Source organism: Lactobacillus panisapium, from assembly GCF_019469265.1.
GTDB lineage: Bacteria > Bacillota > Bacilli > Lactobacillales > Lactobacillaceae > Lactobacillus > Lactobacillus panisapium.
The window spans coordinates 457,207-482,144 of record NZ_CP048268.1 but is presented as its reverse complement, the minus strand read 5'-3'; the positions used below and the strand labels follow the sequence as shown (position 1 = coordinate 482,144).

Here is a 24,938-nt window from a genome sequence, read left to right as displayed (position 1 = left end):
GTTTTAAAATTCTTTCTTATTTTTGGTTATGGGACAAAGATTTTAAAGTATGAACAAACAATTCCCAGAACAAATGTCCCAAAAATTATCCAGCCCACATTCACACCCTTTTTCAGCAATTTATACATGATGAAAACTGCTAGTAACGGTAATAAACCCGGAACTATTTGGTTTAAGACATCGCCTTGCAGCGTTAATTTGGCTTTTCCCTTGCCAAAGCTCAGTGGCGTGTTAATCACAACGTAATTAGAGGTCATTGCGCCAATCACAATCATGCCCAAGATTGAAGAGTAATATGATAATTTTTCAAAGGCTCCCGACATATTCAGCTTATCCAAAAAGCCAACGCCAAATTGGTAACCGTATTTTAAGCCATACCATCTGACCAATGTGCATGGGATATTGTAAGCAAGGATAAACAAAAGCGGTCCTAAGAAATTACCCTTCAGTGCAAACACAGTAGCAATGCTAGTACAAATAATTCGCCAAGTCCCCATCATTAGCGAATCACCGATTGCTGATAAAGGTCCCATTAAACTAGCCTTAATATTACTAATTGTATTGGGATCAAAATCATCGCTGTCAGCATAGCGCTCCTCCATTGAAGCCGAAATGCCCATAATGGTTGATGCACAAAAGTTAGAGACATTGAAGAACTCAGTGTTTCGCTTTAATGACTCCTTCAACTTGTCCGGTTTATTTTGAAAAATCCGCTCTAATAGCGGTGTCATTGCATAAGCATAGCCAACGCCTAACTGCTTACTGTACTCCCAAGAAGCACCCATTGAAAACGTGCGCCAAAAAGCGCGCCGAAAATCTTTCGGCCGTAATTTACTAGAAGTCGTCGTCATTTGCTTCACTCTCCGTTTCTGTTGCTAGTTTTTGGTCACGATAGTACATGATTGCAATCAAGATTACGCCAAAGAAGGCAATTCCCATTATTGGGACTTTTAAGTAGGCTGCAATCAGGAAGCCAAGAAAGAAGAAGGGAAAAATTTCTTTTTTCATAATGACTTCAAGTAGCATGGCAAAACCAAAGGCAGGTAAAATTTCACTTGCAACAATTAAACCGTCTTGAACAAAATTGGGAATCAAGTTAATAATGCTTTTGGCAAAATGATTACCTAAAACAAAAGTTGCCGTAACTAAAATTATGGAAGGCGCAAAGTGTAGAATGGTTCCGCCCCAAAAAGTAAACCGACTGAATAACTTAGTTTTTCCTTCACCAGCAATCTGCTCACATTTAGCAACAAATGCCGGAGAAATTAAAACATAGACGAGATTTTGAACAAATAGCACTACCATCGAAATTGGCAAACCGAAGGCAATTGCCGTTGCAAAGTTGCTGCCTGACTGAATTGCAATACTAGTGCCCACAATACTGGCGGAAACCATATCCTGCGGCGTTGACAATCCAATTTCCTGCACCCCGATAAAAGCTAGTTCCATTTGTGCGCCAATAATAACTCCGGCAGATAAGTTACCTAATACCAATCCTGTCAGAGCGCACATCACGATTGGCCGATAAGTTTGGCTTCTTCCAAATAAAAAATATTCGGCATAACCAAAGATCGCCACTAGAAAAATTAAAAAGGTTTGCATAATTGCTCCTCCTTTTACTTAAAAAGCTCTTTTTTCTTTTCTGTTGGTACCTGCTGGCAATAGATTTCTATCCCGGCATCACTCAATTCTTTTAACTTGGCTTCTTCATCAGCAGTAACAAAAATAGCTGCCGATAAGGATTTCTTGTTTTCACCGGCCTTAGTACCACCTAAATTAAGTGCCTTGATTTGTGGCACCTGTTTGACAAGCTGATAAGCATCGTCAACACTGGCAACAACAATAAACAATTTATATTTATCTGTCACACCGCTATTAAGCGCTTTGATCGAATCAGCAACGGTTTTTATTACTAATTTGACCCCACTTGGCTTAGCTAACTTGGTAATTGCCTTTTGGGTTTCATCCTGCGCGATTTTATCATTAGCTAATAAAATACAATTAGCTGATAAATGTGACGTCCACGAAAAAGCTACCTGACCATGTAATAAACGGTGATCTACTCTTGTTAAAACAATCATAATTTTTCCTTTCTAAAAGTTCTCATCTTGAAGTGTCTCGGACAAGTCAATTGCGTTGCAAAATTTTAAGCTCTTGGCTGAGGCATTCAGTGCATTTTGGATAATTTCTTTAGTTGGCACAGGCGAATCTAAATTGACTGCTAATTCTAATAAGAATGGCAAATTCATCCCCGCAATCAAAAAGACGTTATCAGTCAGATGCTGCATGAATTCGTTATTGACACTGCCGCCAAATAAGTCTGTTACCACAATTAAGTCCTCTTCTTTATGATCACTGATGACTTTTTCCACCGTTTTTTGCAAATCAAAAGAATTATCCACGTAACAATCCACTGCCGAAATATTATTTTTGTTTCCAACTAAAATCTTTAAGGCACTTAATGCCCCGGATGCCAAATGTCCATGTGAAGCTAATTCTAAATGCCGCTTCATCTACTTCTCACCCCCACTTTCATTTATTTAATAGCAAATTTCGTGCCAAGATCTGTCAGATAAAAAAAGACCCAACCATGATTGCCTCCATAATCATGATTGGGCGTTATTTTGCTTATTTTAATTGCGCCATTTTTGACACATTATTCGGTAATTGTAGAAGTGTCAAAAGAATTGTTATCATCTGCAGACGTATTGATATCACTTTCAGAATTAATGATTAATTCGCAAATATACTTCACCTCATTTTTCGGAATACTAATACTGTATATTGTTTCCAGAATATTGAGCGAACTTTTTAATTTATCCAAAAGCTCTTGTTCATTGGCAAGAGACAAGCCTTCTGGTTCCGACGTTAGCGGCTGCTTTCGAATAATCCGTTCAATCATGCAGCTAATGTGAACATACAGTAACATCCTTGTTCGATTTTTCAACGGTTTGGTTAAAAATGCATCGAGCTCTTTTAAAACAAGGTCGATATTTTTCATGACCACATGAGTATCCAAAATTGTTAACGAGTTCAGCACTTTTTCAATGGTAAAGTTGCGAACAACATTACTATTAAATTCCAGTGACTCTTTCTTAGTTAAGAAACCAGCCAGCGCATTTTGCAAGTCTTCAATCTTTTCCCCGTTGACTAATTGATCAAGAGAGATATAAGCAATATCCTGATATTTAGGATTAACCGTGCCGACAATCGCTAAGATATGGTACTTTTCCTTTAGTAATTTTTCTTGACCGGCTAAATTTAAGAAGTCATAATCATAGGTTTTGATCAATAAGTTTATCTTTTTTGGCAAACTGGCAAGGAGCAGCTGCTTAATTTTGCTGGCTGTACCCACACCGGTATTACAACAAATAATCAAAATATTTTTCTTTAATACCGCTGGATAAATAATTTTGTAATCATTGTTAACGGCTGCCTTGGTTTCTTTAACAATCATTTCCAGGGTCATCTTTTTCTTTAGACAGTCTGCCACAAACAAGGCTAGTTGCGTTGAAACATTATTAAAAATCGCAATGGGATAATCTAGGTTGGTTTTTAGCAATTGCGGAATCTGTTCCAATGAACCCATATCAACCATTAATATCAAGCCATTTTTAACCTGATGAATTTTGACATAACTGCGAATTTTTTGGGCAATATCCTCGGGCTCAATATCAATTGGCATATCGAATGAGTCTAATAAATTCTTTCCTTCTAATTTATTAACGACATTAGCAATACTGCTGGCCGTTGAATAACCATGCGCCAATACAACGCCATGAATAATATCAGGGTTTTCACTTTTTTGAATACTATTGAGAAAAAGCAGTAAAAATAAGTTATCAAATTCGTCTACGTGAAGATTAAAAATCTCGGTAGCCGTGGACATAATTAGGGAAGTAAGCTGATCATTGTCACTGGTGATATCCCATTCCTGCATTATTTGCTTACAAGTTTTTTGTTCTGATAAAGACAAGTGCCACTGATTAGCTTGCCTGTAATAAAAATAAAATGCCAGGGTTAAAATGACATTACCATTGAGGTCATTACCAAAATCATTTTGTAAATAACCAAATTTTTGATTTAGTATTTCCTGAAAAAAACTGAGCGGTAATGGCCCGACACCTAATCGTTGTTGCTTGAAAACCAAAAAATCGCATAGTTCCGCAATTTTTTCGTCAGCCATTTTTTTAAATATAGCAATCGGGTAATGTTTGGCATAGGCCGTTAAAATTTGCCGCATCGTTTCTTCAATATGGTTTGAGTCTGACCTTTGAATCAAAAAGTCCTTGATGTGACTAGTAGGCTTAATCACCAGTTGGGCAGCTTCACGACTTGAAACGGCGTATTCTTTTACATAATTTGACATTAACACCTTGTACGGTAAATCAACTAGCTTTACCGAAATTGCAGTTTTCTCTTCATCTGAACGACGCTTCAACGCATTTGCCAAAGATAGCAAAACAATATTTTTTAATTGGCCAATATTATTTTCGTAACCAATATGAACTAGCGTTGAAAATACTTTGTCATCCACAATAATCTCACGGTTAATTTTTCGAGCATGTTCAAGGTAAAAGTGTAAGATTAATGAGCGAATCTCCTCACTTGTCCGCTTTTTTATTGGCGGTAGAGTAATCTGGACAGGAATTCGCCGAATAAAAGTGCGTAAAAAATTACTTTTAATGTTTTCAGTTGTAGCAAAAATCAACCTGACATGAACTTTTTTCGTTGCACTAGCTGCTCCAACAGGAGAAAATTCCCCTTTATCCAAGTAAGAAAATAATTTTTCTTGCCCTTTTGCATCCAACCGGTGTACCTCATCCAGAAAAAGCATCCCGCCGTCGGCTTCATCAAACAAGCCCGGTTTAGCCGTATCTGCACCAGTAAAAGCTCCTTTGGTATAGCCAAATAGCGTACTGGTAAGCAATTCAGGATTATCGGCATATTCGGCACAGTTAAAACTAACAAACTTGCCATCTTTTTGAAGATAACCCTTATTCACGCAATATTCATAAAATTTGCCAGCTAAATAGCTCTTGCCAGTTCCCGTGGCTCCTGTTAACAAAACTGGTAACCCGCCGGGGTAAGATGCAGCTGCCTTTAGTTCACGAATCTGGTTATATAGTGAACTGTTATAGCCAATAACTTCAGTAAAAACATCCTTTTTTGTCAGGGCAGCTTTAAAACTAGCCATATTCTGATACTTATTTTGAAGAGCTAAATCCCGCAATTTTGGTGCAGCACGGTCAACGAAAACAACAGGTTTACCACCGATTTTAATAATTTTTTTCTCTGCTACTAATTGATTTAAATAATAACTTACGGTATTTCTTCTCACCCCTAAATTTTGAGCAATTTCGGTAGTTGAGTATAAATTACTTGCTGTTTGCTGCTGAATTTGGGTAAAAATTTTTTCTTTCAGATTCAATTTAACCTCCCTTTTATACTCCCAAGATAGTCTTTAACTTGTTTTTGCAAATTGCTTATTTTCGCTGATATAATAAGGCTCTTTAGTCGCAATTATACAGGTTGGTAAATTTAAACATCTAGCTAATAAAGCGCTTTATCATAACTCCAACTTTAATCTAAAACTTAAAAGTAAGTCAATGACTTTTTAAATATAATGGTAGAAATAGTTCGAACTATGAGTTCCTACAGATTTGTTCAGCAGCATTTGTAAATAAAAAAGCTAAATTATCGTTTAATCAACGAAATTTAGCAATTTCTTACACATATTTAATTTTTTTCAGCCTGTTTTTTATATGCTATTCATTTTTAAATAAGTGATAGATTTCTTCCGGTGTATTAGCCTTTTTTAGACTAGCAATGAAATCCTCATGAGTTAACAATTTTGCCGTATTGGAAAGATATTTTAAATGTGAGTTACTATCTACTTCTGGAATTAAGAATGAAATTACAGTATCGATTTTCTGTCCATCTAGCGACTGCCAATCAATTGGTTTCTTTAATTTCAAGATTATCATCGCCGATTTATTAATTGCTGCTGATTGAGCATGCGGAATTGCAAAACCTTCAGTCATTCCCGTGCTGCCCTCTTGTTCTCGCTGCTTGTAACTGGCCAAAACCTTAGCGGCATCGGTAGCCAAGTTGTTTTGTACTGCAAAGTCAGCTAAATACTTAAGGGCATCATCACGGTCATTTACATCAACGTCAACTTGAATATTATTTAGTGCCAAAATTTTACTTGGATCATGGTCTTCGGGATTAGCCTGAGCAGTTTCCGTAATGATTGAACTTTCATTACTTGAAACTACAGCTTCTTTTTTAGCAAATCTGCCGGCAATTAAAGCCAGTAATGCACCAGAAATTATCGCTCCAATGACAATCCAAAGTACCCATAAAAATGGCTTATTGACCAATGGTAAAACGATGAAACCACCGTGGGGAGCAGGAACTGTGATCCGGGTCAGGTAAGTTAAAACTGATGCGACAGCTGAGCCAACCATAAAAGCAGGAATGTTCCATAATGGGTGCTTGGCAGCAAACGGAATTGCTCCTTCTGTGATATGCGTTGAACCTAATAAGAAGTTGACATAGCCAGCCGTTTTTTCACTCTTGGTATATGCTTTTGGATTCATTAAAACAGCAAATCCCGTAGCTAGTGGTGGTGCAATACATGCTGCAGAAACGCCAGCCATAAAGTAATAATTGCCTTGGGCTAGTAAAACCGTGCCCGTTACATAAGCCGCCTTATTAATCGGACCACCAAAGTCAGCAGCACACATCATCCCGACGATAATTCCAAGTAATACTGGACTAGTATTTTCAAAGCCTTTTAGCCATGACATCAAGCCCAGATTAATTGCTTTTATCGGTGTATTTAACCAGTACATAATTGCACCGGTAATTAATACGCCTAAGACTGGAAATAGAAAAATTGATTTTAGTCCCCTAAATTTATCATCTGGTAAAGGTTGAAATAATTTCTGCAGGAGCCAGACAACGATAACAGCCAGATAACCACCAACAATTGCGCCTAAAAAGCCGCCACCGCCGTTAAAAGTTATAAAGCCCGCTGCTAGTCCGACTACAAAGCCAGTCCTTTGAGCTAATGCCTCTGCAATATAAGCTCCTAAAACTGGCGCCATTAGGTTCATCGTTGTGCTACCAACTGTATTTAACATTGCAGCAAATTGGTTGTATTCACTATTTTTCGGATCAGCCGAGTTTATTCCCCAAAAAAAGGAGATGGCAATCAATACCCCACCAGCAACTACAAACGGCAACATGTGGGATACCCCATTCATTAATGAAGTATAAAGCTTATTACCAATAGTTTGATTATTTGCCACAGCTTCCGTTGACTGCAGTTTTTTATCTTGGCGATAAACTGGTGCATTCAGAGCCTTGTTAATTAATTCTTCCGGCTCTTTTAATCCCTTGGCAACTGGGACAACTACTAGTTTTTTACCTGCAAATCTCTCTGTACCGACATCAATATCTGAAGCGACAATTACTGCTTGTGCTGCTTCAATTTCGTCACTAGTCAAGCGGTTTTCGACCCCAGTTTGTCCGTGAGTCTCAATTTTAATTGTATAGCCTAATTTTTGGGCGGCTTTTTCCAAAGCCTCTTGTGCCATAAAAGTATGGGCAACGCCGGTTGCACACCCAGTCGCACCCACTAAATCATATTTAGCCATTTTATTTCATCCCTTCTTTAACCGTAATTTGCGGCAATAATTTATCTAATTTAAAATCCGTCAAGCCCGTTCTGCTTGCCGTATCACTGCCGGCAGCTACTGCTACTTTTAGTGCTTCACTAATTGACTGACCTTTTTCTATGAAGGCAAGAAAAGTACCCAACATCGTGTCACCAGCACACGCTGAATTGACCACTTTGATTTTAGGAGCATTGGCAAATAAAACTTCTTTTTCATTAATTAATGCTGCTCCTCTTGCACCAAGCGAAACTAGGACATTTTGACAGCCCGCCTGCACCAATTTCTGCGCTAATTCAACCGTTTTGGCACTAGTCATTTCACCTTTATAATGGTAAAAACTGGCCAGTTCGGTTTCGTTAGGCTTAAGTAAAAACGGATGATACGGTAGGGTATCAACTACCGCCAAATAGCTGCTATCAATTACCAGCTTCGCTTTTTTGGCAGCGACAATCCGGGCAATTTGCACCAAATAACTTGGTTCGATCCCCTGAGCAAAGCTACCAGAAATTACCACTAAATCTTCTTCAGTAAGTGTTTCCTCAAAATAAGCCAAAAATTGCTGCTGCACTTCTTTACTAATTTCTGGTCCAGGATTAACCTCTTTATATTCAGTATTCTGGTCAATGACATTAGTGAAAACATTCACTCTAGTTAAACCATTCACCTTCAAAAATTTAGTTTTGATTCCTTTTGCCGCCAATCCATTAGTAACGTAGTCAAGCGTGAACCCGCCACCAATACCGGTCGCAACACTTTTGATGCCAAGCTTTTTTAAAATAAATGATACATTGACACCCTTGCCGTTAGGCTGCAATTCAAAACTTTCCGTTCGATTAACAACTTTTGGTTCTAATTTTTTCGTCACAATTACTAAATCGATTGCTGGATTTAAAGTTATTGTATAAATCAATGCTTTTTCTCCTTTTCCTTGCCTTTTGTACTATTATAAAGAGAATAAAGTGTAACGATTTTCATAAATGATAGCGTTTACTAAAAATAACAGAAAACTATTTACAAAAGAGGTATAATCATGCCGACAAAAGAACTAAGTTCCGCTGAATTGCATCTTTGGAATATTGTCGAAAATAATCCGGATAAAATTGCTAAAATGTCAATCGTTAAGTTAAGCCAATTTGCTAATGTTTCTACTGCCACAATTGTTCGCACCATGCAAAAGATGGGTTACAGTGGCTATACTTCTTATCGCGAAGCATTAAAACTCAAAAGTAAATCTAATTCTACTTTCGCAGTTTTAAATGAAGCAGATGACAAGATTAGGAGCGTTATTACTAAAAACGAGATTGAAATGAATAATACCTTGCACAATCTCAATTACAGTACGATCGAAGATAGCATCTCCATGACTAAGCAGGCTAAAATCGTTTATTTGTTTGCACGGGGACTGTCAGAATCGATTGCACATGAAATGATGGTTAAATTGCAGCTAACTGGTAAATACTGTGAGTTCCATTCTGATCCCAATATCATCATGACAATTGCAAATAAATTAAACCGGGATGCTCTCGCTATTTTTATTACACTGAATGGCGAAACAGATGAATTGGTCAAAGCTGCCAAAACATTGCGAAAAAATGATATTCCTATTTTGACGTTTACCACTAATCCTGCTGGCAGCATTTTAACTTCTTCAACGCTGTCCTTCATTGGCTATAAGTCAAAGACAAATTACTTTCCCGAATATGAAGTACGCTCACGCTTGCCATTGCAGATTATGACGAGGATCTTTTGCGATGCGTATTCAGTCAGAACCAACTTTTTCAAGGCTAACTAAAAAAGGCTGCTAGTTTTTCTACTAGTCAGCCGGTTTGTTAAATTTTATCAGTAAATTCTTGTCACAATTAAAAAAGTGCACAAGCAAAAGCACGATTCTGTTATTAATCACAGAATCGTGCTTTTGTAATAATTTTATTAACTTATTTGTAGTTATTGAACCGTCAATTTATCACGCCAAGATTTTGCTCCTTTGAGCGCTTGGTTTAAGTTTTCAATATTTTCTTTACCTTTAGTTGATAGCCATTTGCGACCAGCTGCTTCACTTTCACCGGCAAATGGCTTAATAGCAGGCTTCCAAGTTGCACGTCCACATAAGACCCCATTAAAGTCAGCTCCGGCTTCTTCGGCCATTTTGATTTCAGCAATAAATTCTTCACTCGTTACGCCAGCGGATAGGAAAATAAATGGTAGATCAGTAATATCAGATTGCTGTTTAAGCAAGTCTTTAGCCTGTTCTTGTGTGTAAACCACCTCATTATTTCCATTAAAGCCTTCGACAAACTTGAGATTAAACGGAATTTCCACTTTCAAAACAGTAACATCATACTGCGGCGCCGAGAATTCTTTCATTGCTTGTAAAACCTTATTAGCTTTAACTTTGGCAAACTCTGCACTTTTTGTATCTTCAATCTTGCTGTCATAAGTCAATAGCTCAAGGAAAAATGGTAATTCGTTAGCTTTTGCTTCAGCGCCAACCCGCTCTACAAAGGCCTTCTTCTTATCATTGATTTCTTGGCCTTCATCCGGATCATAGTAAAGCAAGAATTTAATCGCATCCCCGCCTTCATTCTTAATGCGCAACCCAGATTGATTAGCAATTAAATCTGGCATTCTGCCGGGTTCAGTAGTATCATAACCAGTCTTTTCGTAAGAAAGAAGCAAGCCACAATTCTTGTCTCGAACTTTAGTTGCCGGTAAGCCATACTCTGGATCAGTCAAAATTGACGAAGCATAAGGTGTTAATTCACTTGAAACTGCCTTTTTAAAATCAACAATTGTTGTTTCATCAGCAGGTTTATTAGCAGCATCAGCCAGCATTTTCTTTAAAGAACCACGCTGATCGATTGCTAACGCACTAATTACGCCATCTTTAGTTGACAAATTTTCCAGATGTTTTGCAACTGCGGAAGATATTGATCTCATTATAAATCTCCTTTAACATTCTCTTTAATCGCACACTGTTATTATATACTCATTGTAAGCGCATTTAAAGAAGCGGTCGGATTTACGAAAAACTTTTCAGCTTTGAGATCAATTTTGAAAAAGTTTACAGCTCCCTAACAGCCTTTATTAGAAAATTAAAGGTAAAAACTATTTTTCCACATTTAACCATTTATTTTAGGCTTTTTTATAGATTAAGAATTCGGTTCCCGAAACAAACTCATTAACTGAACCTCCAGTTGGAATAATAAATCTTATCCAAGCTGCTTTGGTTCCCGGCGCAAACTTAATTTCCTTAGTTGAACTATCTTTTGCCCAATTCGAAGCACTACCAGCCTCTTGCCAATTAGTTCCGTCTAAACTTACTTCAACCTTAATTGCCGTAATAATTCCATTAGTTCCACCATCATTACGCGGAAGATAAACAAAACGATCAAGATCTGTCGGCTCAGCTAATTGTGCGGTTATCGTCATTGGCGTAGCCGCCTGTTTGTTGCCATCAGAGAACCAATTAGAATGTGTAATTGTGCTTAAGTCATGGTCAAAAAGATTTTCAACCGGCTGATCGTTTTCCCAAATATTGGTGTCTTTAATGTTGGAACTAGTCTTAACTGACGTTATTTTTACGGTATTTTTCAAAATACTTTCTTTCGCTGAGAAGGTTTGAATAGCGCTCCATTTGGAAGCTCCGTTAGGTGTAACCGCCTGAACCTGGAATGTGTGTGCAGACTCTGGCTTAATATTTGGTAAGGTAAATTTAATTTCTTTAATATTGGTATGTAAAACTCCATCTACCTTTAAATTGTAACTTGTACTGTCTACTACAGGATTCCAAGTAACTGTGATTGCATTTTCAGTTGTTCCCTCATTGTCTTGTTTTAAAGCAGTTGGTTGAGCAATATTTGCATTCTCAGCCGGTAACTGGTTAACAATAGCAGTATCTTTGTTAAACCCGGTAATTGAAACTGTAAGTGAATTGCGAGTTACATCAGTTGCAGCCAACTTGATTCTTAAGAAAGTTTGCTTCACTGCACCTGCCATCTTATCTAGGTATGAGTTAGTGCTGTAATTTTGATCAAGGAAATAAACGTTATTAGATTTATTAAAGTCAGCCAGATCATGTGCCTGTCGTAAAGAAATATTCTTATTGCCAACTTTCACCTTAATTGTTGCTGGCTCTTGCGTGGTTTTCACAGCAAATTCAGTCGTCCTATTCGGTTCAAAGCCAGCATATTGTCCCTTCGTCTTAGCAACATTAATAGTTAAAGTAGTATTTTGTAAGTTGCTGGTAACGGTAGTTTCGGCGTGCTGACCAGATTGATATTGGGCCGAAATGCCGTCATCTTCGTACACAGTAAAACTGCTATGTCCACTAGGATAAATTTCAAACTGGCGCTGATTCTTTAGTGACTGATATTCTTGCGGGGTATTAGTCGCTGGGGCAACCGGTATAATTGCACCTGCTTTAACAAAGACTGGAAGTTTCCAGATTGGAGCGGCAAAATTATTAATAACCTGGCCTCCTTGATATTGCTTACCGGTGTAGTAGTCAATCCAAACCTGGTTCTTGTCTGGTAAATAAATTCCATTGCGAATATCATTTCCGGCTTGATCACTAGCAGTATTTTGATAAATTGAGGCAATTAAGAAATTGTCTCCCCACAAATACTGGTACTTAACCAAATCAGTGTATGCGGCAGGTTCGGCAGGATAATCAAGGAACATCGCCCGTACCATTGGCTTTCCAGCAAAAGTCGCTTCAGACGCAATACTATAAATGTAAGGCATTAACATTGATTTTTGCTTTAGATAAGCGCGATTAATTGCGGTGGTGGCATCATCAAAGGCAAACGGATTCTTCGGATTGCTGCCCCAGCCATCCATATTTAATTGAATTGGGGTAAAAGCTTTCCATTGATAGTCTCTGGTGTTAATGATTGCATTTTTTCCACCAAATATACCGTCCATATCTGAGGCTGCATTAGGTTGCCCAGACAGACCCTCACCAATATAGGTTGGAATTTGGAAGCGAATATATTCCCATTCTCCTCCGGTTTCATCACCAGTCCAAACTGCGGCTGTGTTCTGGGTGCCAGCCCAGCCATCGACTGTCACAATAAATGGGCGCAAGCTGTCGCCTTTAATTTTTTTGATCATTTTGGCGGCTGTTTGCGTACCGTTAAGACCAAAGGAATAGCCATTGCCGACCCAAGCTACGTCCGTCTTAAGAGCGGTCACTCCAGCAGCAATTTCTTGCTCAAAATCACGGTCATCTGGCTTAGGGTTAGCCGGATCTGCAGGAGAAAGGTTTTGTTGAGTCCATAAACCGACCTGAATTCCCTTGGAATTAGCGTATTTAATAAAGTCATGCAAGTTCGCAATATTTCCCTTTAAAGTATCCGTTTGACCATACCCTGCACCGTAACCATCGTTTGGCAAAAACCAACCAATCGGCATGTCGTGATCTAAATATTGGTCAAGCATTGCACGCGCACTGAACTGATAACTCGTGCCACCATGTTCACCATTTAGCGTTTCACGAATTGCTTTATCCTTGTATTCTGCTGGCAACTCCTTTGGTTGATACTCTTTATAGTATTTTCCATCAGGATATTTGATTGCACCGTTGGTATCAGGAGTAACTTCAACCCAATAATCACGATTATAAGCATTTAAATGGGCCTCATAAAAACCATAGATTGGCGTCAAGGCAGGCAAGCCGGTTAATTCTTGATAGTCATGGATTAAATCATACGGTGAATCATCGAAAAAGTAGATTGCGTCAAAACGGTTTTCATCGTGCGTTGTCGTTACTAAACCGTCAGCTGCACTATCAAAGTCATATCGTCCCGGCTTAAAGGTATAACGTAAAACGCCGTAACCATTCGAGGACCAGTAAAATGGGTTAGGTGATGCTACACCTTGATCAACCCAATTGTTTGTATTTTCGATTTTAATATTGTCACCAGTTAGATTAAAACGGCCATTTTGCGTACCACCACCAAAATAATGACTGCCGGCAGGATCCTTTAAAGTCTGTGTACTTGACTTATCCGTAATTTCGATTGGCTTAGCCTCTTGTAAAATTGTGCGCTTCCCCTTAGTCACACTCATAGTGCCAGCTGCTTGATCAAAATTAATCTCGATTGCACCGGTCGAAAGCTTCCAGCCCTTACTACTTTTAGTTGCAGTTGTTTTTTTCAAACCCTTTTTACCATAAGCATCCTGACCCTTGGCCAGCATTTTAGCGTTCAAATCCGCTTCTGATTGCTCGGGCTCATCATATTTTTTAGTTGGGTCAAGATAATAGCGGAACATCTTGGGGCTTAAAACATATAGTCTGGCAACTTGACCATTTGCATACGTAACCTCAAAATAATTTTCCTTTTTAACTATATTAATAATTGATTGCTGCATTACTTCATTTCCTTTACTTGTTTCTCGCGGCTGCTCAGTATTTGGTGCGGGATTTTGCTCAGAGCCATTTTCTCCTATTGCCTGCTTATCAGTTTGTGATTGTGAATTACTACTTTCACTAATGTTTTCTGTAGTAGCAGCCAATACATTTTCCGTCTTTACACCGCAATATAATGCACTAGCACCAATAAAACCCGTAGTGATTATGACAGACGCTGCGCCCGCATTTAACCGTCTAATAGACCAACGATTAATACATTTACTAACTTTCTTTTGTTTACCTAATCGATTATTTTTACCTAGCATAAGCTATCTCCTTGATAAAAATTAAAATTACTAGATTTCTGGAAAGCGTTTTATTATATAATTATATAATAGGTATAGATTTTATGACATACTTTAACGAAAAATATTAACTTTTATTTATTGATTATAAAAAATAATATATTACATATTTACTATGTGGATGGAATGAAATCATGAAATTTATTTATACTTTGCGCTATATGCTTGATCCTCTTACCAATACAGCAGAAAAAGACCAGCAATTATTAGACTTTGTAAAAAAAGGACAGATTGATGATGTTGCTTTTTTCATTAATGGTGAAGAGCTCAATCATAGCCATTTGACTAAAAGAGAAACTCAGGTTTGGCTTGATGCAATTAAGCTGCTGCAGGCAAAATTAGCTGCAATTGGTGTTACCACCAGCTTAAATCCTTGGACAACAATCATGCATTCAGATCGCGGCTATCATGTTAATCCGCAAATTGGCTTTAACACGTTTGTTGATCTTAATGGCCAAAAGGCTAACGATATGGCCTGCCCAGCTGATCCAACATGGCGAAAATACCTAACAGAGATATACGCGCAATATGCAAGTATTCATCCTAAACGATTATGGTTAGAAGATGATTTTCGTCATTATAATCACACACCACTTGGGTTAATGTGCTTTTGTGACTACCACATGCACCTTTATGAGAAAAAGCTTGGCCGAAAAGAAGCTAGAAGTGAATTCGTTAAAAAAATGCTGCAGCCAGGTCCACCGACCATGGAACGGAAAATCTACCTTGATCAAGCACGAACTGAAATGATCGAAACAGAACACTTACTCGAACAAGCTGTTCACCAAGTAAGCCCAGAAACAGACTTAGCGCAGATGACATCTTATCCTGATTGGCATGCATTAGAAGGACGTGATTGGAATAACCTATTTTTGGCACAAGCCGGAAAGGACCATCCCCAAATTGCCCGTCCCCACTTGCCAGCCTATAATGAAATTGCGCCAAATCAATATGGACGTTTTTTTGAAGAGTACACGAGAATTACAGCTGCTTTTTTAGGAGAAAAAACTGAACTTTATCCTGAACTTGAAAATTACATGTATTCACCCCTGGTAAAATCAACGACTTTTAGTCAGTTTCAAATAATTACGGCTGCCTTAATCGGTAGCCAGGGAATTTTACTAAACCTATTTGATATGATGGGTAATGGAATTAACCAAAGCTGGCATTACGCAGAAATGCTGGCTGAAACCAAGCCCTTTGTTAACCAATTATTGCAAAATAGACTGCCTATCGAGCACTTGTGTGGCATTAAGGTCCTGGTCGACCAGGATTCTTGCTATAACTTACAAACTAAACGTGGCTTGGATGTAACGGAATTATTGCCGCATGAAAAAAATTGGGCCAGTTTACTAGGTGCCATGGGATTTGCTATAACAATTTTGCCAGTCAGTGCTGACACTAAATTACAAAAGCAAATTATCGCTATTGCCGGCCAGCTTCTTAGAAATTTTAATAATCAACAAATTACGCAACTTCTGCAGGACAATGTTGTCTTGTTAGATGGTGAAAGCATTCAAGTATTGCTGGACCGCGGCTTAGAAAACTTACTTCATATTCAAAAAGCGGTTTGGCATAAGTGCCGTACTGGCTACCAGTCCTTTGAGCAAGCAGATGGGAAGAAAGTTGATGGTGTCATTAATCCCCGCATTACGATGCTGCAACATACCGGTAATTACCTGCAACTTACCTACGATCCAGAAAGTAACGTTAATATTTGGTCTTCTGCCTATAATTCAGTTGATGAGCGCTTAGGCAATTTTATGGCCGTAATTGATAATCATCTACTTGTTCTGCCAGTTGACCAAGATCCACGTCACGGCTGGGAAGCACAATTTTCTACTTATAAGCAAGGGTTACTGCAACAAATGCTTACTAGCATCACATCCCTTGATTACCTAGAACAGATGCCTAACGTAAAATTATTGCTGCAAGCTGACGGTAAAATTGCCTGGCTAGCTAATTTTTCGTCTGATTCATACCGGGAAATTAACTGGCACACTGGTAAAAAGCTACTTCATAATCAGGCCACTTTAATTAGAAAAAATGGTTCGACAGTAACGCGCAAGCAAATCAATCTTCGGCAAACGGGAAGTTCCGTAACTATTAACGAAGAACTTAAACCGCTTGAGTTAATTCAACTTATCTTTTCAAAATAAAAAATAGGATTGGCCCCCTAGGCTAATCCTATTTTATTTAGTTAATCATACATAGTTTAATAATCGAATAGTAAAAAGCCTAACTCCGATGATCCACCGAATTAGGCTTTTTTACTTTGGTAATTTTATTTATTCATTTTAGCCAACATTTCGGTAACATCGACCATTCCTGCCTTCCCGGCAGTGATATAGTCAGATTCTACCCCGTTCATTTGACTATTTAACCATTCAATTACAAGTGGAAGATTCATTCCTGAAATCAAATGAATCTTTTGTCCACCCATAATCATTCTACTAACAACATTTGCAGGAGTTCCACCCATCAAATCAGCGAAAACGGTAATATCAGCAACATCCATTCCTGCTATTTCATTCTCAAATTTCTGCTTGAAATCCTCTGGTCCTTCGGATGGAAGTAGGCAAACTGTATGGACATGTTCTTGTTCGCCCATTATTAATTCGGCACTGGCTTTTACGCCCTCTGCCATTTTTCCGTGACTAATTAGTATTAATTCTTTTTCAGCCATATGAATTCTTTCTCTTACTATCATTTTATGACATTACTGTGTTAAAGCAGCTTGCTAGACTTTAGCAATAATTCCGGTACCGCCTAAGATAATGCACAGAACTAAAACAATTAAAATTGCCTTAGTTGAGGTCATACCTTTCTTGCCTAATAACCAGTAGACAAAACCAACTACTGCAGCTGGGAGCAGTTTTGGAATAATCATATCAAGGTTATTTTGAATGTTCATTGAAACCTTGCCGATTTGTGGTGTCCAGGCAAATTTAATGTTAACCATAGTTGCTACTAATGCACCAACCATGAAGACACCCATGACCGTAGCCGAATCAGTTAATGCGTTTAACCGATCCCGCATATCAGTTACCAATGAAACACCTTTATCATAGGCAAAATGTAATTGTTTCCAACGGAAAACACAGATTAACAAGCAGGCTGCGACCCAGATAATCACACCAATTGGATTACCTTCATGAGCCATTGATGCAGCTAAAGCACCGAAAATTGTTGGAATTAATGAAGCAAAGATTGAGTCACCGATGGCGGCAAATGAACCCATCAAGCCGACTTTCATACTTTCAACAGTATCTTTGCCAGCAATTCCCTCATTTTCCTCAACCGCAAGGTCGATACCAGTAATAATGGTATTGAAGAAGTTAGAAGTGTTGAAGAACTGCATATGAGTTTTCATCATTTCTTTCAATTCTGGAGTATCATCGCCATAGATTTTTCTCAATTGCGGCAAAATCGTGTACAGATAGCCACTATTCTGCATTCGTTCATAGTTCCAGCCTAACTGGAAACCGAATAATGATCTCCGGTTAATCTGTTTAAAGTCCGCATCAGTTAATTTATATTTAGGTTTAGAGTTCGTCATCAGTGATCTCTCCTTCATCATTATTAACACTTGAACTTGCTTCTTCATTGCTTGCACTTTCAGCGCTCTTTGTTGGTGCAGGTCTGCTAATCGAAATGTTCTTGTAATGTAAGATTGCAAAAGCTAAGCCCAACATTGCAATTGCTAACATTGGTAAACCATTGAAGATGGAAGTAAAGCCTTTATTAACAGCAGCTAGACCAGTACCCAAAGTCTGCAGACCAGTGAATAGGACTGAGAACAAAGTGGTAATGGTAAAGCCAAGAATTAAGTAAGCAACATGTTTCTTAACTGGTAAGTAGCGAAGTAAAATCGCAAAACCAACCGCTGGAAGCGCAGCACCTGCGACGGTTAAGCCTTGACCTAGCCATAAGAATTCCCCATTTAAAGCATTGGCAATGGTTTGAACTAATCCTTGACCAAAGGCTAAGGCAATAAAGACGGGAATCGCACGAGATAATGACCACGGAATTGCACCATAAAGAACATTTCTTTCAACGGCCTTATAGTTAATCTTATCTTGATCAATTAAGTGATCAATTCTGTGAGAGAAGTAAGTATTAGCAAATCTTGCTAATACGTCGAGCTCTACCATGATTGCTGCTACAGGAACAGCAATAGAAGAAATAGCTGCCTGAGGAGTCATGCCCTTAACAGTTGTTGAAAAGGCAGTTGCAAGAACTGTACCAGTAGTTGCATCAATTCTTGAAGCACCACCAAAAGTACCAACACCTAAAACCATTAACTGCATTGAAGCACCGATAAATAATCCAGTAGGTAAATCACCCATAATCAGACCAGCAATTAAGCCAGCACCGACAGGAGTATTTAAAGACGAATAGATTTGCAATTCATCAAGAATTTCTAAGCCTGCATACAAAGTAAGCAGTAATATTTGCCACCAAGCTATCATTTTCTTCCTCCTACTTCATCTTTTCGCCAATCAGTTTCATGACATTCGTTGCATCAACACTTGGATTTACCTGTGCGATGATCTCGACACCCTGATCAGCAATTTGGTTAAAAATCTTAACATCGTCCGGCGTAACATTTACTTGCTTAGTCAGTTCTGTCGTATTTTCTTTGCGCGACATATTGCCTAGATTAAGCGAGTCGAATTTAACTCCAGCATTAAGCAGTTGTAAAAAGTTGTCTGGCTCTTTCGAAACTAAAAATAGTCTCTGCTTACCATAACGATTTTTTAATAAATGATCAGCAGCAATTTTTGTTGGTAGAACACTTAGTCTCGTCGTCATTGGCGTTGCCATTCTAAGGCCACTTTTTTGGATATCATCCTTAGCTGCTTTTTCATCTAAAACGATAATTCGTTCTACTTGCAGCTTTGGTGTCCAAAGATTAGCAACTTGACCATGAACCAAGCGTTCATCAACTCTTGCACCCACAATATTCATATGTCTTCCTCCATATCTTTAAGGAAATCTAAATATTATTTAAAACGCTTTCACAATTACATAGTAAGGTACCAACCAATTTTTGTCAACATGCACTTTTTAATTATTGACAATAATTTTATCGTTATGTTATAAAATCTTTTTTTATATAAACAAAGTAATTACACTAAAACTTGTGAATAGTGACACCTTTAACGACCCGGTTAACGGTTCCGGTTGGCGATGGCGTATCTGGTTTGTTATTTACTTTAATTGAAGTTAATAATGCAATGGTCTGACCAAACATGACATCTGGCAGAGCTAAATAAACATCTGGCAAAAGTTTCTTTTCCGCAAAAGTAAATGTTTGACCAGCAAAATCTTGCCCCGCTTTTTCTTGCCCAACTGCCATTACCAGCGGCACGATTTGATCATCCCTAATTTCATTGAGAATATCCAAATCATATTGTCTGGTGTACGAATTGTTGGAAACAAAGTCGAAAACAATCGTCTTTTTATCCAAAAACGACTTAGGACCGTGACGTAAGCCCATCGACGTGTCAAATAATGCTGCCACTTCACCCGCAGTTAATTCTAAAATCTTTAACCGCGTTTCTTCAGCAAGTCCACCTAAGCAGCCACTGCCAATATAAGTAATTCTGTCAAAATCTGTTTTGACAAGCGCTGCAATCTCGTCTTCTCTGGCAATCACGCTCTTGCCCATTGTCGCAATTTGCTTAATAATCTGTTCTTTTTCTTGGTCACCAAGAGTATCAAAGACTAATAATGCTGCTAAGGTCATACATGAAAATGATCCCGTCATTGCAAAGCCTTGGTCAAGCGATTTTTCCGGCATTAATAAAACTAGCCCCGTTGCATCGCCTTGTAAGTCTTGGGCTAAATGACCTTCAGGCGCACAAGTAATAGCAATTTGGTATAAATTTTTTACCAGCTTTTTGGCTAATTCAACTGTCGCAACCGACTCTGGCGAATTGCCACTACGGGCAAAGGAAACTAAAATGGTCGGCGTTTCCGGCTCAAGGTAATCTTCGGGGGTGGAGACAATTTTAGTAGTGTCAATTGCTGTAAAGTCATATTTGCTGCGATCACCATGCTTTTGTAAATACGGCATGATGGTGTTGCCAACGTACGCACTGGTTCCTGCACCAGTGAAAATCACCCGTACCTTGCCACACTCACTGTTAACCTTGGCGAGAAATTCCTCAATTTTGGCTTTATTATCTTGGTAAATCGACCAGGTTTGTTGCCATAATTCAGGCTGTTGCTGAATCTCACGGGTAGTAATCTTAGCACCTATTTTTTCAAGTTCTGCATCTGTTTTCGTAAACATTTTTTCTCCTTATTTTGCTAAATCGTTATATTGTCTTGACCGATAAATAAACTTATCACCACGTGCTAAAGAAATAGTAAACTCAATCGGAATATTTTTATCATTAATTGTTTTGCGGTAAATTTTCAGACTAGGTGAACCTTCTTTTTCCGCTAAATATTCACTTTCGGGTTTACTTAGGCTGACCGCTTGCACATCTTCAAACGCGATCACGGATAATTGATTATATTTTTCTTTAAGTACCCCGTATAATGTCTTGTTCTTCAGATCGGAAATTTTTAACTTAGGAAACAATTTTTCTGGCAAATAAGTTGTACTAAACATTCGCGGCTCATTATTGGCAAGACGCAAACGGACCAATTTATAGGCTTGCTCATTTTCAGCTAGGTTAAGTTGCTCGGCAATCTTTCTTGTCGGCGTTACTAGTTCCAAGCTTTGATTTTGCGTAGTTGCCTTTTGGCCTTCCCGCATTACTTCTTCAGAAAAAGAGTAAATTCCACCAATATTTGGTCGATCCAAATAAATGCTCGAGACAAATGTTCCTTTACCATGAAGTCGGTAAATTAGCCCTCGCTCTTCTAAGTTTTGTAATGCTAACCTAATAGTATTGCGACTGACACCATATTTAACCAATAGTTGCCGTTCGCTTGGTAACTTTTCATTGGGTTTCATCTTTTTGATTAGCTTTTCTAAGTCGAGAATAACCCGCTGATAAAGTGGTTTTTGCATTGACATCCCCTCCTTTTTAACTGGTTGATACCACTTCGAGTGTAGCAAAGAAAGCGGTTAAATACAATTGGATTTGTAAACCTTTTCAAAAATATTTTTCTCCTTAAGTCGAGCACTTTACCTTCCCGTTTTGAAGCAAAAATACCGTTAGAGAAAACTTTCCCTAACGGTATTAAATTATTTCTTTAGTTTTTTACCTTGCCAATTATAATATTTTTGGCTAAGGCGATTTCGGGGATTATCATAAACGACGATTCGGTAGAGTGCATAAATTGTGCCAACCATGGCCACTATCGTAGTTAACCAGTTTTTGCAAATCAGCTGTAAAAAATTTATCACAATAACGAATACTGTCCATAATAAAATGCCGTTTCTTCGTGCCTGTTCTTTTGCTGACACCTTTACTTTTTTCAATTTAATCACCTTGAGCAAAAATGACTATTATTTAACCTAATTTCTTAGCTGCTGCGGCATATTCCGCATTTCTCTTCTTCATTTGCTTAGCGTACCAGATGAATAAGAGCAGATAAACGGCTAAAGCAATTAAGGCATAAACGATGAACATCCCCTGTTGTTTCCAAGCATTACCGACAAGATAAGCTAAGAATTTTTCTACTGGGCCTTCCATCGTGGTATCTGAAACTAGAGTATGAGCCGGAATGGCTGCACCAACAGAGTGCGCCATGTTAGTAACAAATGGACCAACCATTGTTCCTGCCCAAAGGAAAATTGGTAATTCAATTGTTCCGATAATAATCATTCGAATAATTTTTCCTCTAGTAACTACTAGCAAAGCTGGGGTAACACCCATTGCAATGATACCGCCAAGTGGCATTAACCGATTGCCCGGTAAGACCATTGCTTCAAGCATCATAATTGGAGCTAAGACGTTAGCTGCTGCCCAAATCTCTGAACGTCCTGCTAAAAATGGCCAGTCAAGGCCAATATTAAAGGTCCGACCAGAAAACTTCTTGGTAGCAAAATCGGCAATTCCCTGTGATAGGGGCTCAACTGATGCAATAAACCAAGAACCAATAACTGAGAACAGTTCAATACAAGAGCCGCCAATAAATGATAGCGTGAACATATCTTTCCAACCTTGTTCGGTCGCAAAATTGTTGCCGGCAAGCAGAGAAACAAAGATACCTAAGTAGACACCGATTGCAAATCGACTACCCCAAAAGCCGATTTTTTCATTTAACTTAGTTGAGTCAAAGTCAAATTTATCAAGCCAAGGGAGGCATTTATCAAAAAACTTATCAAAGAGCATAATGATCGGGTTCATCATGTAGTTCATGTGCGTAGTCGTCATCGGGTTGCCTTCAGGCGCATCCAAGAGATCGTTAAAGGTTGGCTTCATTAAATCTGAATTGATGATTTTCATCGTACCAATAAATAAAACTAGAATAGTTGATAGCCAAAGCGGCGCACCGACATAGACACAAAATAAACCAACAAAGGCTAGGTGCCAGACATCAAAAATATCAACATCCAAAGTATTAGTTTTATTCAAGAGCAATAAAACAACATTTAAAATAATTAAAACTAATAGGTAAAACAGTGTATAAGGCGAGCCCCAAGTAATTGTGGCTAACGGTGCCCAGCCCATATCCTGCATATCCATGTGAATTCCCGTATGCTTGACGAATTGCAGCATTGGCTTTTGAAAAGCCGTCGTCAGCATATTCATAATATTGCCAATTGCAGTAATCGCAATCGCTAACTTTAGACCACCTTCAAGCGCTTTAGTAAACTTTACCCGAAAGAGCACTGCAATCAGTGTTAAAACGATTAGCATGATTGTTGCCGCCCCCATGTCAATTAGGGGTTTAAAAAGAGAATTAGCGAAATTAATTATCCCATTCATTTTTTTCTCCTTTCAAAAAAGAGTTACTTAGCGTTAACGTCCTTTACAACTTTTTCGACTTCATCATAGACTGGCTTAGCCATCGCAGGAATTCGGTACAAAATTGCACCTGCTTCAATAAGCGGCACTTTTGGCTTAAATGAAAGATCGGTTTTGGCAATTGTCAAATAGCCATCATAATTTGAAAGCAAGTCTTCGTTGACATCCTTCACCATATAGGCATCAACTTTAACGTTGTAGCCTCTTTTTTTCATTTCTTCTTCGACCGCATCCTTAATTTGATGGGACGAATTAACTCCTGCACCACATGCAGCAATAAATTTAACTTCTCTACTCATCAGAAAAACCCTCCTATTATTTAAAATGCTCACTTAAAAACCGGTAAATCTTATCGGGTTCGGTCAGCTTAAATAACTCTTGTAAGTTGGCAACAGGTGTTAATCGCAGAAAGTCCATAATTTGCGCCAAAATGTTTGCTTGTCCGGCTGGATCATTATTTAAAATTAAAAATAAAAATTTCACGGGCAATTCTTGGTCAGGATCAATCATATTTTTGAATGGTACTGCAGTCATTAAGGAAACAGGAACAATCAAACGAGTATTGACAAATTCACCTTCAGTATGTGGAACTGCAATATTAGGTAAATTTTTATTAACAGGCGAAAGATCAATTCCAGTTGGATACTTTTCTTCTCGCTTAATGATTTCAGGTAAAAATTGCTTTTTAACTAGCTTCTCTGCACTAAGCTGGTTAGCAATTTCATGAAAAATATCGGTCACACTAGTTGAATCACTGACAAAAACAGCATTCGGTAAAAACAAGCTATTCTCACTCACAGCACTAACTCCTTTTGCTCTCATGGCAAGCTTTCATTTTTGTTTATTTATGTTTGAATTTGTTCACTTGCCTATTGCTATTATAGGTAAATATAACCAGAAATGCAAACGCTTTTTTAAAAAAGCAGCAGCTCTGAAAGTATTAAAAAAGTCATGACAATTACCGTCATGACTTTTAGTGTGCGATTAATATTTTCTTTTTATTAACAATTATTTCCACTTAATCGTGGTAAACGCCCTCAGCCCATTTTTTATTTTCTTCATCAAAAAAGTGAGCATTATCTTTTTGGTCTGGGTTAGGCTTAGCAATAGCCGCAATCTTACTAATCAATTGCTTATTTTCGTCGCTTGGTTCATAAGCTGTGGTAAGAAACGAATCGACAATATCAAAAATAAAGTCGCGTCCTAACACGATACCACCAAAGCCAAGAATATTAGCATTTAATTCGCGCCGAGCATACTGCGCTTGTGTAGCATCGCCAACCATTGCGGCTCTAATACCTTCATTTTTATCAGCAGCTGTTGAAATACCAATTCCTGTTCCGCAAAGAACAATACCAAAATCGGCTCGGCCAGAAGAAACATCCTCGGCAACCCGTTTACCGTAGATTGGATAATGCGTCCTAGTATTATCGTGGGTTCCTTCATCAATTACCTGGTAGCCTTCCGCCTTTAAGTGATCAGAGATTGCCATTTTAACTGCGGTAACAATATGGTCGTTTCCTAGAGCGATTACTTTTTGCTGATCAATTTTAGGATCAACGTATTCTGGTTGAGGTCGATCATTATCTAACATTTGCCT

22 protein-coding genes are annotated in these 24,938 nt (G+C 38.3%); 2 read left to right on the top strand and 20 right to left on the bottom strand.

The features are described 5' to 3' along the window. Positions 1-26: 26 nt before the first annotated feature. From GYM71_RS02275 to pfkB, 7 genes are all read right to left on the bottom strand, one after another. Positions 27-851, bottom strand: a complete 825-nt coding sequence (locus GYM71_RS02275) for a PTS system mannose/fructose/sorbose family transporter subunit IID (protein WP_244986841.1) — start codon at positions 849-851, stop codon at positions 27-29. After that, positions 835-1,602, bottom strand: coding sequence for a PTS mannose/fructose/sorbose/N-acetylgalactosamine transporter subunit IIC (locus GYM71_RS02270; RefSeq protein ID WP_220220779.1), 768 nt, complete (start codon positions 1,600-1,602; stop codon positions 835-837). Before GYM71_RS02270 ends, GYM71_RS02275 begins: the two co-directional genes overlap by 17 nt. 14 nt (positions 1,603-1,616) lie before the next feature. Beyond that, positions 1,617-2,081 (bottom strand): PTS sugar transporter subunit IIB, encoded by a 465-nt coding sequence (locus GYM71_RS02265; protein ID WP_220220778.1) that lies wholly within the window; start codon positions 2,079-2,081, stop codon positions 1,617-1,619. A 12-nt stretch (positions 2,082-2,093) separates the two neighbouring features. Further along, the gene (locus GYM71_RS02260) at positions 2,094-2,513 is read right to left on the bottom strand and encodes a PTS sugar transporter subunit IIA (protein ID WP_220220777.1); all 420 of its coding nucleotides are present in this window, start codon (positions 2,511-2,513) and stop codon (positions 2,094-2,096) included. Positions 2,514-2,656: 143 nt separating this feature from the next. Beyond that, the gene (locus GYM71_RS02255; RefSeq protein WP_220220776.1) at positions 2,657-5,431 is read right to left on the bottom strand and encodes a sigma 54-interacting transcriptional regulator; all 2,775 of its coding nucleotides are present in this window, start codon (positions 5,429-5,431) and stop codon (positions 2,657-2,659) included. 337 nt (positions 5,432-5,768) lie between these two features. Further along, the gene (locus tag GYM71_RS02250; RefSeq protein ID WP_220220775.1) at positions 5,769-7,664 is read right to left on the bottom strand and encodes a fructose-specific PTS transporter subunit EIIC; all 1,896 of its coding nucleotides are present in this window, start codon (positions 7,662-7,664) and stop codon (positions 5,769-5,771) included. A 1-nt stretch (position 7,665) separates the two neighbouring features. Further along, positions 7,666-8,595, bottom strand: coding sequence for a 1-phosphofructokinase (gene pfkB, locus GYM71_RS02245; protein WP_220220774.1), 930 nt, complete (start codon positions 8,593-8,595; stop codon positions 7,666-7,668). Positions 8,596-8,715: 120 nt separating this feature from the next. Here pfkB and GYM71_RS02240 point away from each other — a divergent pair, with 120 nt between their 5' ends. Then, positions 8,716-9,477, top strand: coding sequence for a MurR/RpiR family transcriptional regulator (locus tag GYM71_RS02240; protein WP_220220773.1), 762 nt, complete (start codon positions 8,716-8,718; stop codon positions 9,475-9,477). A 152-nt stretch (positions 9,478-9,629) separates the two neighbouring features. Here GYM71_RS02240 and GYM71_RS02235 read toward each other — a convergent pair whose 3' ends face one another. Beyond that, positions 9,630-10,622: a tagatose 1,6-diphosphate aldolase gene (locus GYM71_RS02235; protein WP_220220772.1), complete on the bottom strand. Its 993-nt coding sequence runs from the start codon at positions 10,620-10,622 to the stop codon at positions 9,630-9,632. Between the two features lie 195 nt (positions 10,623-10,817). Beyond that, complete coding sequence (locus GYM71_RS02230) at positions 10,818-14,363, bottom strand: TIM-barrel domain-containing protein (RefSeq protein WP_220220771.1); 3,546 nt, start codon at positions 14,361-14,363, stop codon at positions 10,818-10,820. Between the two features lie 173 nt (positions 14,364-14,536). On the opposite strand from GYM71_RS02230, the gene GYM71_RS02225 reads away from it, so the two are divergent. Continuing rightward, positions 14,537-16,561: a hypothetical protein gene (locus GYM71_RS02225; RefSeq protein ID WP_220220770.1), complete on the top strand. Its 2,025-nt coding sequence runs from the start codon at positions 14,537-14,539 to the stop codon at positions 16,559-16,561. A gap of 125 nt (positions 16,562-16,686) precedes the next feature. Here GYM71_RS02225 and GYM71_RS02220 read toward each other — a convergent pair whose 3' ends face one another. The 11 genes from GYM71_RS02220 to lacB form a co-directional block, all read right to left on the bottom strand. Next, the gene (locus GYM71_RS02220) at positions 16,687-17,088 is read right to left on the bottom strand and encodes a PTS sugar transporter subunit IIA (protein ID WP_220220769.1); all 402 of its coding nucleotides are present in this window, start codon (positions 17,086-17,088) and stop codon (positions 16,687-16,689) included. A 54-nt stretch (positions 17,089-17,142) separates the two neighbouring features. Beyond that, the gene (locus tag GYM71_RS02215) at positions 17,143-17,961 is read right to left on the bottom strand and encodes a PTS system mannose/fructose/sorbose family transporter subunit IID (protein WP_220220768.1); all 819 of its coding nucleotides are present in this window, start codon (positions 17,959-17,961) and stop codon (positions 17,143-17,145) included. Continuing rightward, on the bottom strand, positions 17,948-18,874 hold the full coding sequence (locus GYM71_RS02210) for a PTS mannose/fructose/sorbose/N-acetylgalactosamine transporter subunit IIC (protein ID WP_220220767.1): 927 nt from the start codon (positions 18,872-18,874) through the stop codon (positions 17,948-17,950). Before GYM71_RS02210 ends, GYM71_RS02215 begins: the two co-directional genes overlap by 14 nt. A 10-nt stretch (positions 18,875-18,884) precedes the next feature. Then, positions 18,885-19,373, bottom strand: a complete 489-nt coding sequence (locus GYM71_RS02205; protein ID WP_220220766.1) for a PTS sugar transporter subunit IIB — start codon at positions 19,371-19,373, stop codon at positions 18,885-18,887. 166 nt (positions 19,374-19,539) lie between these two features. Next, entirely contained in the window at positions 19,540-20,703 is a 1,164-nt protein-coding gene (locus GYM71_RS02200; RefSeq protein WP_220220765.1) for an SIS domain-containing protein, read from the bottom strand. 9 nt (positions 20,704-20,712) lie between these two features. Further along, positions 20,713-21,432 carry a GntR family transcriptional regulator gene (locus GYM71_RS02195; protein WP_220220764.1) on the bottom strand — a complete coding sequence of 240 codons (720 nt, stop codon included), beginning with the start codon at positions 21,430-21,432 and terminating at the stop codon, positions 20,713-20,715. A gap of 177 nt (positions 21,433-21,609) precedes the next feature. Next, positions 21,610-21,855, bottom strand: a complete 246-nt coding sequence (locus GYM71_RS02190) for a hypothetical protein (protein WP_244986840.1) — start codon at positions 21,853-21,855, stop codon at positions 21,610-21,612. A 22-nt stretch (positions 21,856-21,877) separates the two neighbouring features. Beyond that, the gene (locus tag GYM71_RS02185) at positions 21,878-23,299 is read right to left on the bottom strand and encodes a PTS transporter subunit IIC (RefSeq protein ID WP_220220762.1); all 1,422 of its coding nucleotides are present in this window, start codon (positions 23,297-23,299) and stop codon (positions 21,878-21,880) included. Between the two features lie 23 nt (positions 23,300-23,322). Next, on the bottom strand, positions 23,323-23,637 hold the full coding sequence (locus tag GYM71_RS02180) for a PTS sugar transporter subunit IIB (protein WP_220220761.1): 315 nt from the start codon (positions 23,635-23,637) through the stop codon (positions 23,323-23,325). Between the two features lie 16 nt (positions 23,638-23,653). Then, complete coding sequence (locus GYM71_RS02175; protein ID WP_244986839.1) at positions 23,654-24,136, bottom strand: PTS sugar transporter subunit IIA; 483 nt, start codon at positions 24,134-24,136, stop codon at positions 23,654-23,656. A gap of 220 nt (positions 24,137-24,356) precedes the next feature. Further along, positions 24,357-24,932 carry a galactose-6-phosphate isomerase subunit LacB gene (gene lacB, locus GYM71_RS02170; RefSeq protein ID WP_220220759.1) on the bottom strand — a complete coding sequence of 192 codons (576 nt, stop codon included), beginning with the start codon at positions 24,930-24,932 and terminating at the stop codon, positions 24,357-24,359. Positions 24,933-24,938: the final 6 nt, after the last annotated feature.

What these genes read in the sequence shown, in the direction of transcription:
- GYM71_RS02210 (WP_220220767.1), bottom strand. Translation starts at nt 18,874, where the DNA reads ATGATAGCTTGGTGGCAAATATTACTGCTTACTTTGTATGCAGGCTTA.
- GYM71_RS02205 (WP_220220766.1), bottom strand. Translation starts at nt 19,373, where the DNA reads ATGAATATTGTGGGTGCAAGAGTTGATGAACGCTTGGTTCATGGTCAA.
- GYM71_RS02215 (WP_220220768.1), bottom strand. Translation starts at nt 17,961, where the DNA reads ATGACGAACTCTAAACCTAAATATAAATTAACTGATGCGGACTTTAAA.
- GYM71_RS02275 (WP_244986841.1), bottom strand. Translation starts at nt 851, where the DNA reads ATGACGACGACTTCTAGTAAATTACGGCCGAAAGATTTTCGGCGCGCT.
- GYM71_RS02235 (WP_220220772.1), bottom strand. Translation starts at nt 10,622, where the DNA reads ATGAGATCAATATCTTCCGCAGTTGCAAAACATCTGGAAAATTTGTCA.
- GYM71_RS02250 (WP_220220775.1), bottom strand. Translation starts at nt 7,664, where the DNA reads ATGGCTAAATATGATTTAGTGGGTGCGACTGGGTGTGCAACCGGCGTT.
- GYM71_RS02265 (WP_220220778.1), bottom strand. Translation starts at nt 2,081, where the DNA reads ATGATTGTTTTAACAAGAGTAGATCACCGTTTATTACATGGTCAGGTA.
- GYM71_RS02185 (WP_220220762.1), bottom strand. Translation starts at nt 23,299, where the DNA reads ATGAATGGGATAATTAATTTCGCTAATTCTCTTTTTAAACCCCTAATT.
- GYM71_RS02220 (WP_220220769.1), bottom strand. Translation starts at nt 17,088, where the DNA reads ATGGCTGAAAAAGAATTAATACTAATTAGTCACGGAAAAATGGCAGAG.
- GYM71_RS02195 (WP_220220764.1), bottom strand. Translation starts at nt 21,432, where the DNA reads ATGCAAAAACCACTTTATCAGCGGGTTATTCTCGACTTAGAAAAGCTA.
- GYM71_RS02270 (WP_220220779.1), bottom strand. Translation starts at nt 1,602, where the DNA reads ATGCAAACCTTTTTAATTTTTCTAGTGGCGATCTTTGGTTATGCCGAA.
- GYM71_RS02260 (WP_220220777.1), bottom strand. Translation starts at nt 2,513, where the DNA reads ATGAAGCGGCATTTAGAATTAGCTTCACATGGACATTTGGCATCCGGG.
- lacB (WP_220220759.1), bottom strand. Translation starts at nt 24,932, where the DNA reads ATGTTAGATAATGATCGACCTCAACCAGAATACGTTGATCCTAAAATT.
- GYM71_RS02225 (WP_220220770.1), top strand. Translation starts at nt 14,537, where the DNA reads ATGAAATTTATTTATACTTTGCGCTATATGCTTGATCCTCTTACCAAT.
- GYM71_RS02230 (WP_220220771.1), bottom strand. Translation starts at nt 14,363, where the DNA reads ATGCTAGGTAAAAATAATCGATTAGGTAAACAAAAGAAAGTTAGTAAA.
- GYM71_RS02200 (WP_220220765.1), bottom strand. Translation starts at nt 20,703, where the DNA reads ATGTTTACGAAAACAGATGCAGAACTTGAAAAAATAGGTGCTAAGATT.
- GYM71_RS02240 (WP_220220773.1), top strand. Translation starts at nt 8,716, where the DNA reads ATGCCGACAAAAGAACTAAGTTCCGCTGAATTGCATCTTTGGAATATT.
- GYM71_RS02180 (WP_220220761.1), bottom strand. Translation starts at nt 23,637, where the DNA reads ATGAGTAGAGAAGTTAAATTTATTGCTGCATGTGGTGCAGGAGTTAAT.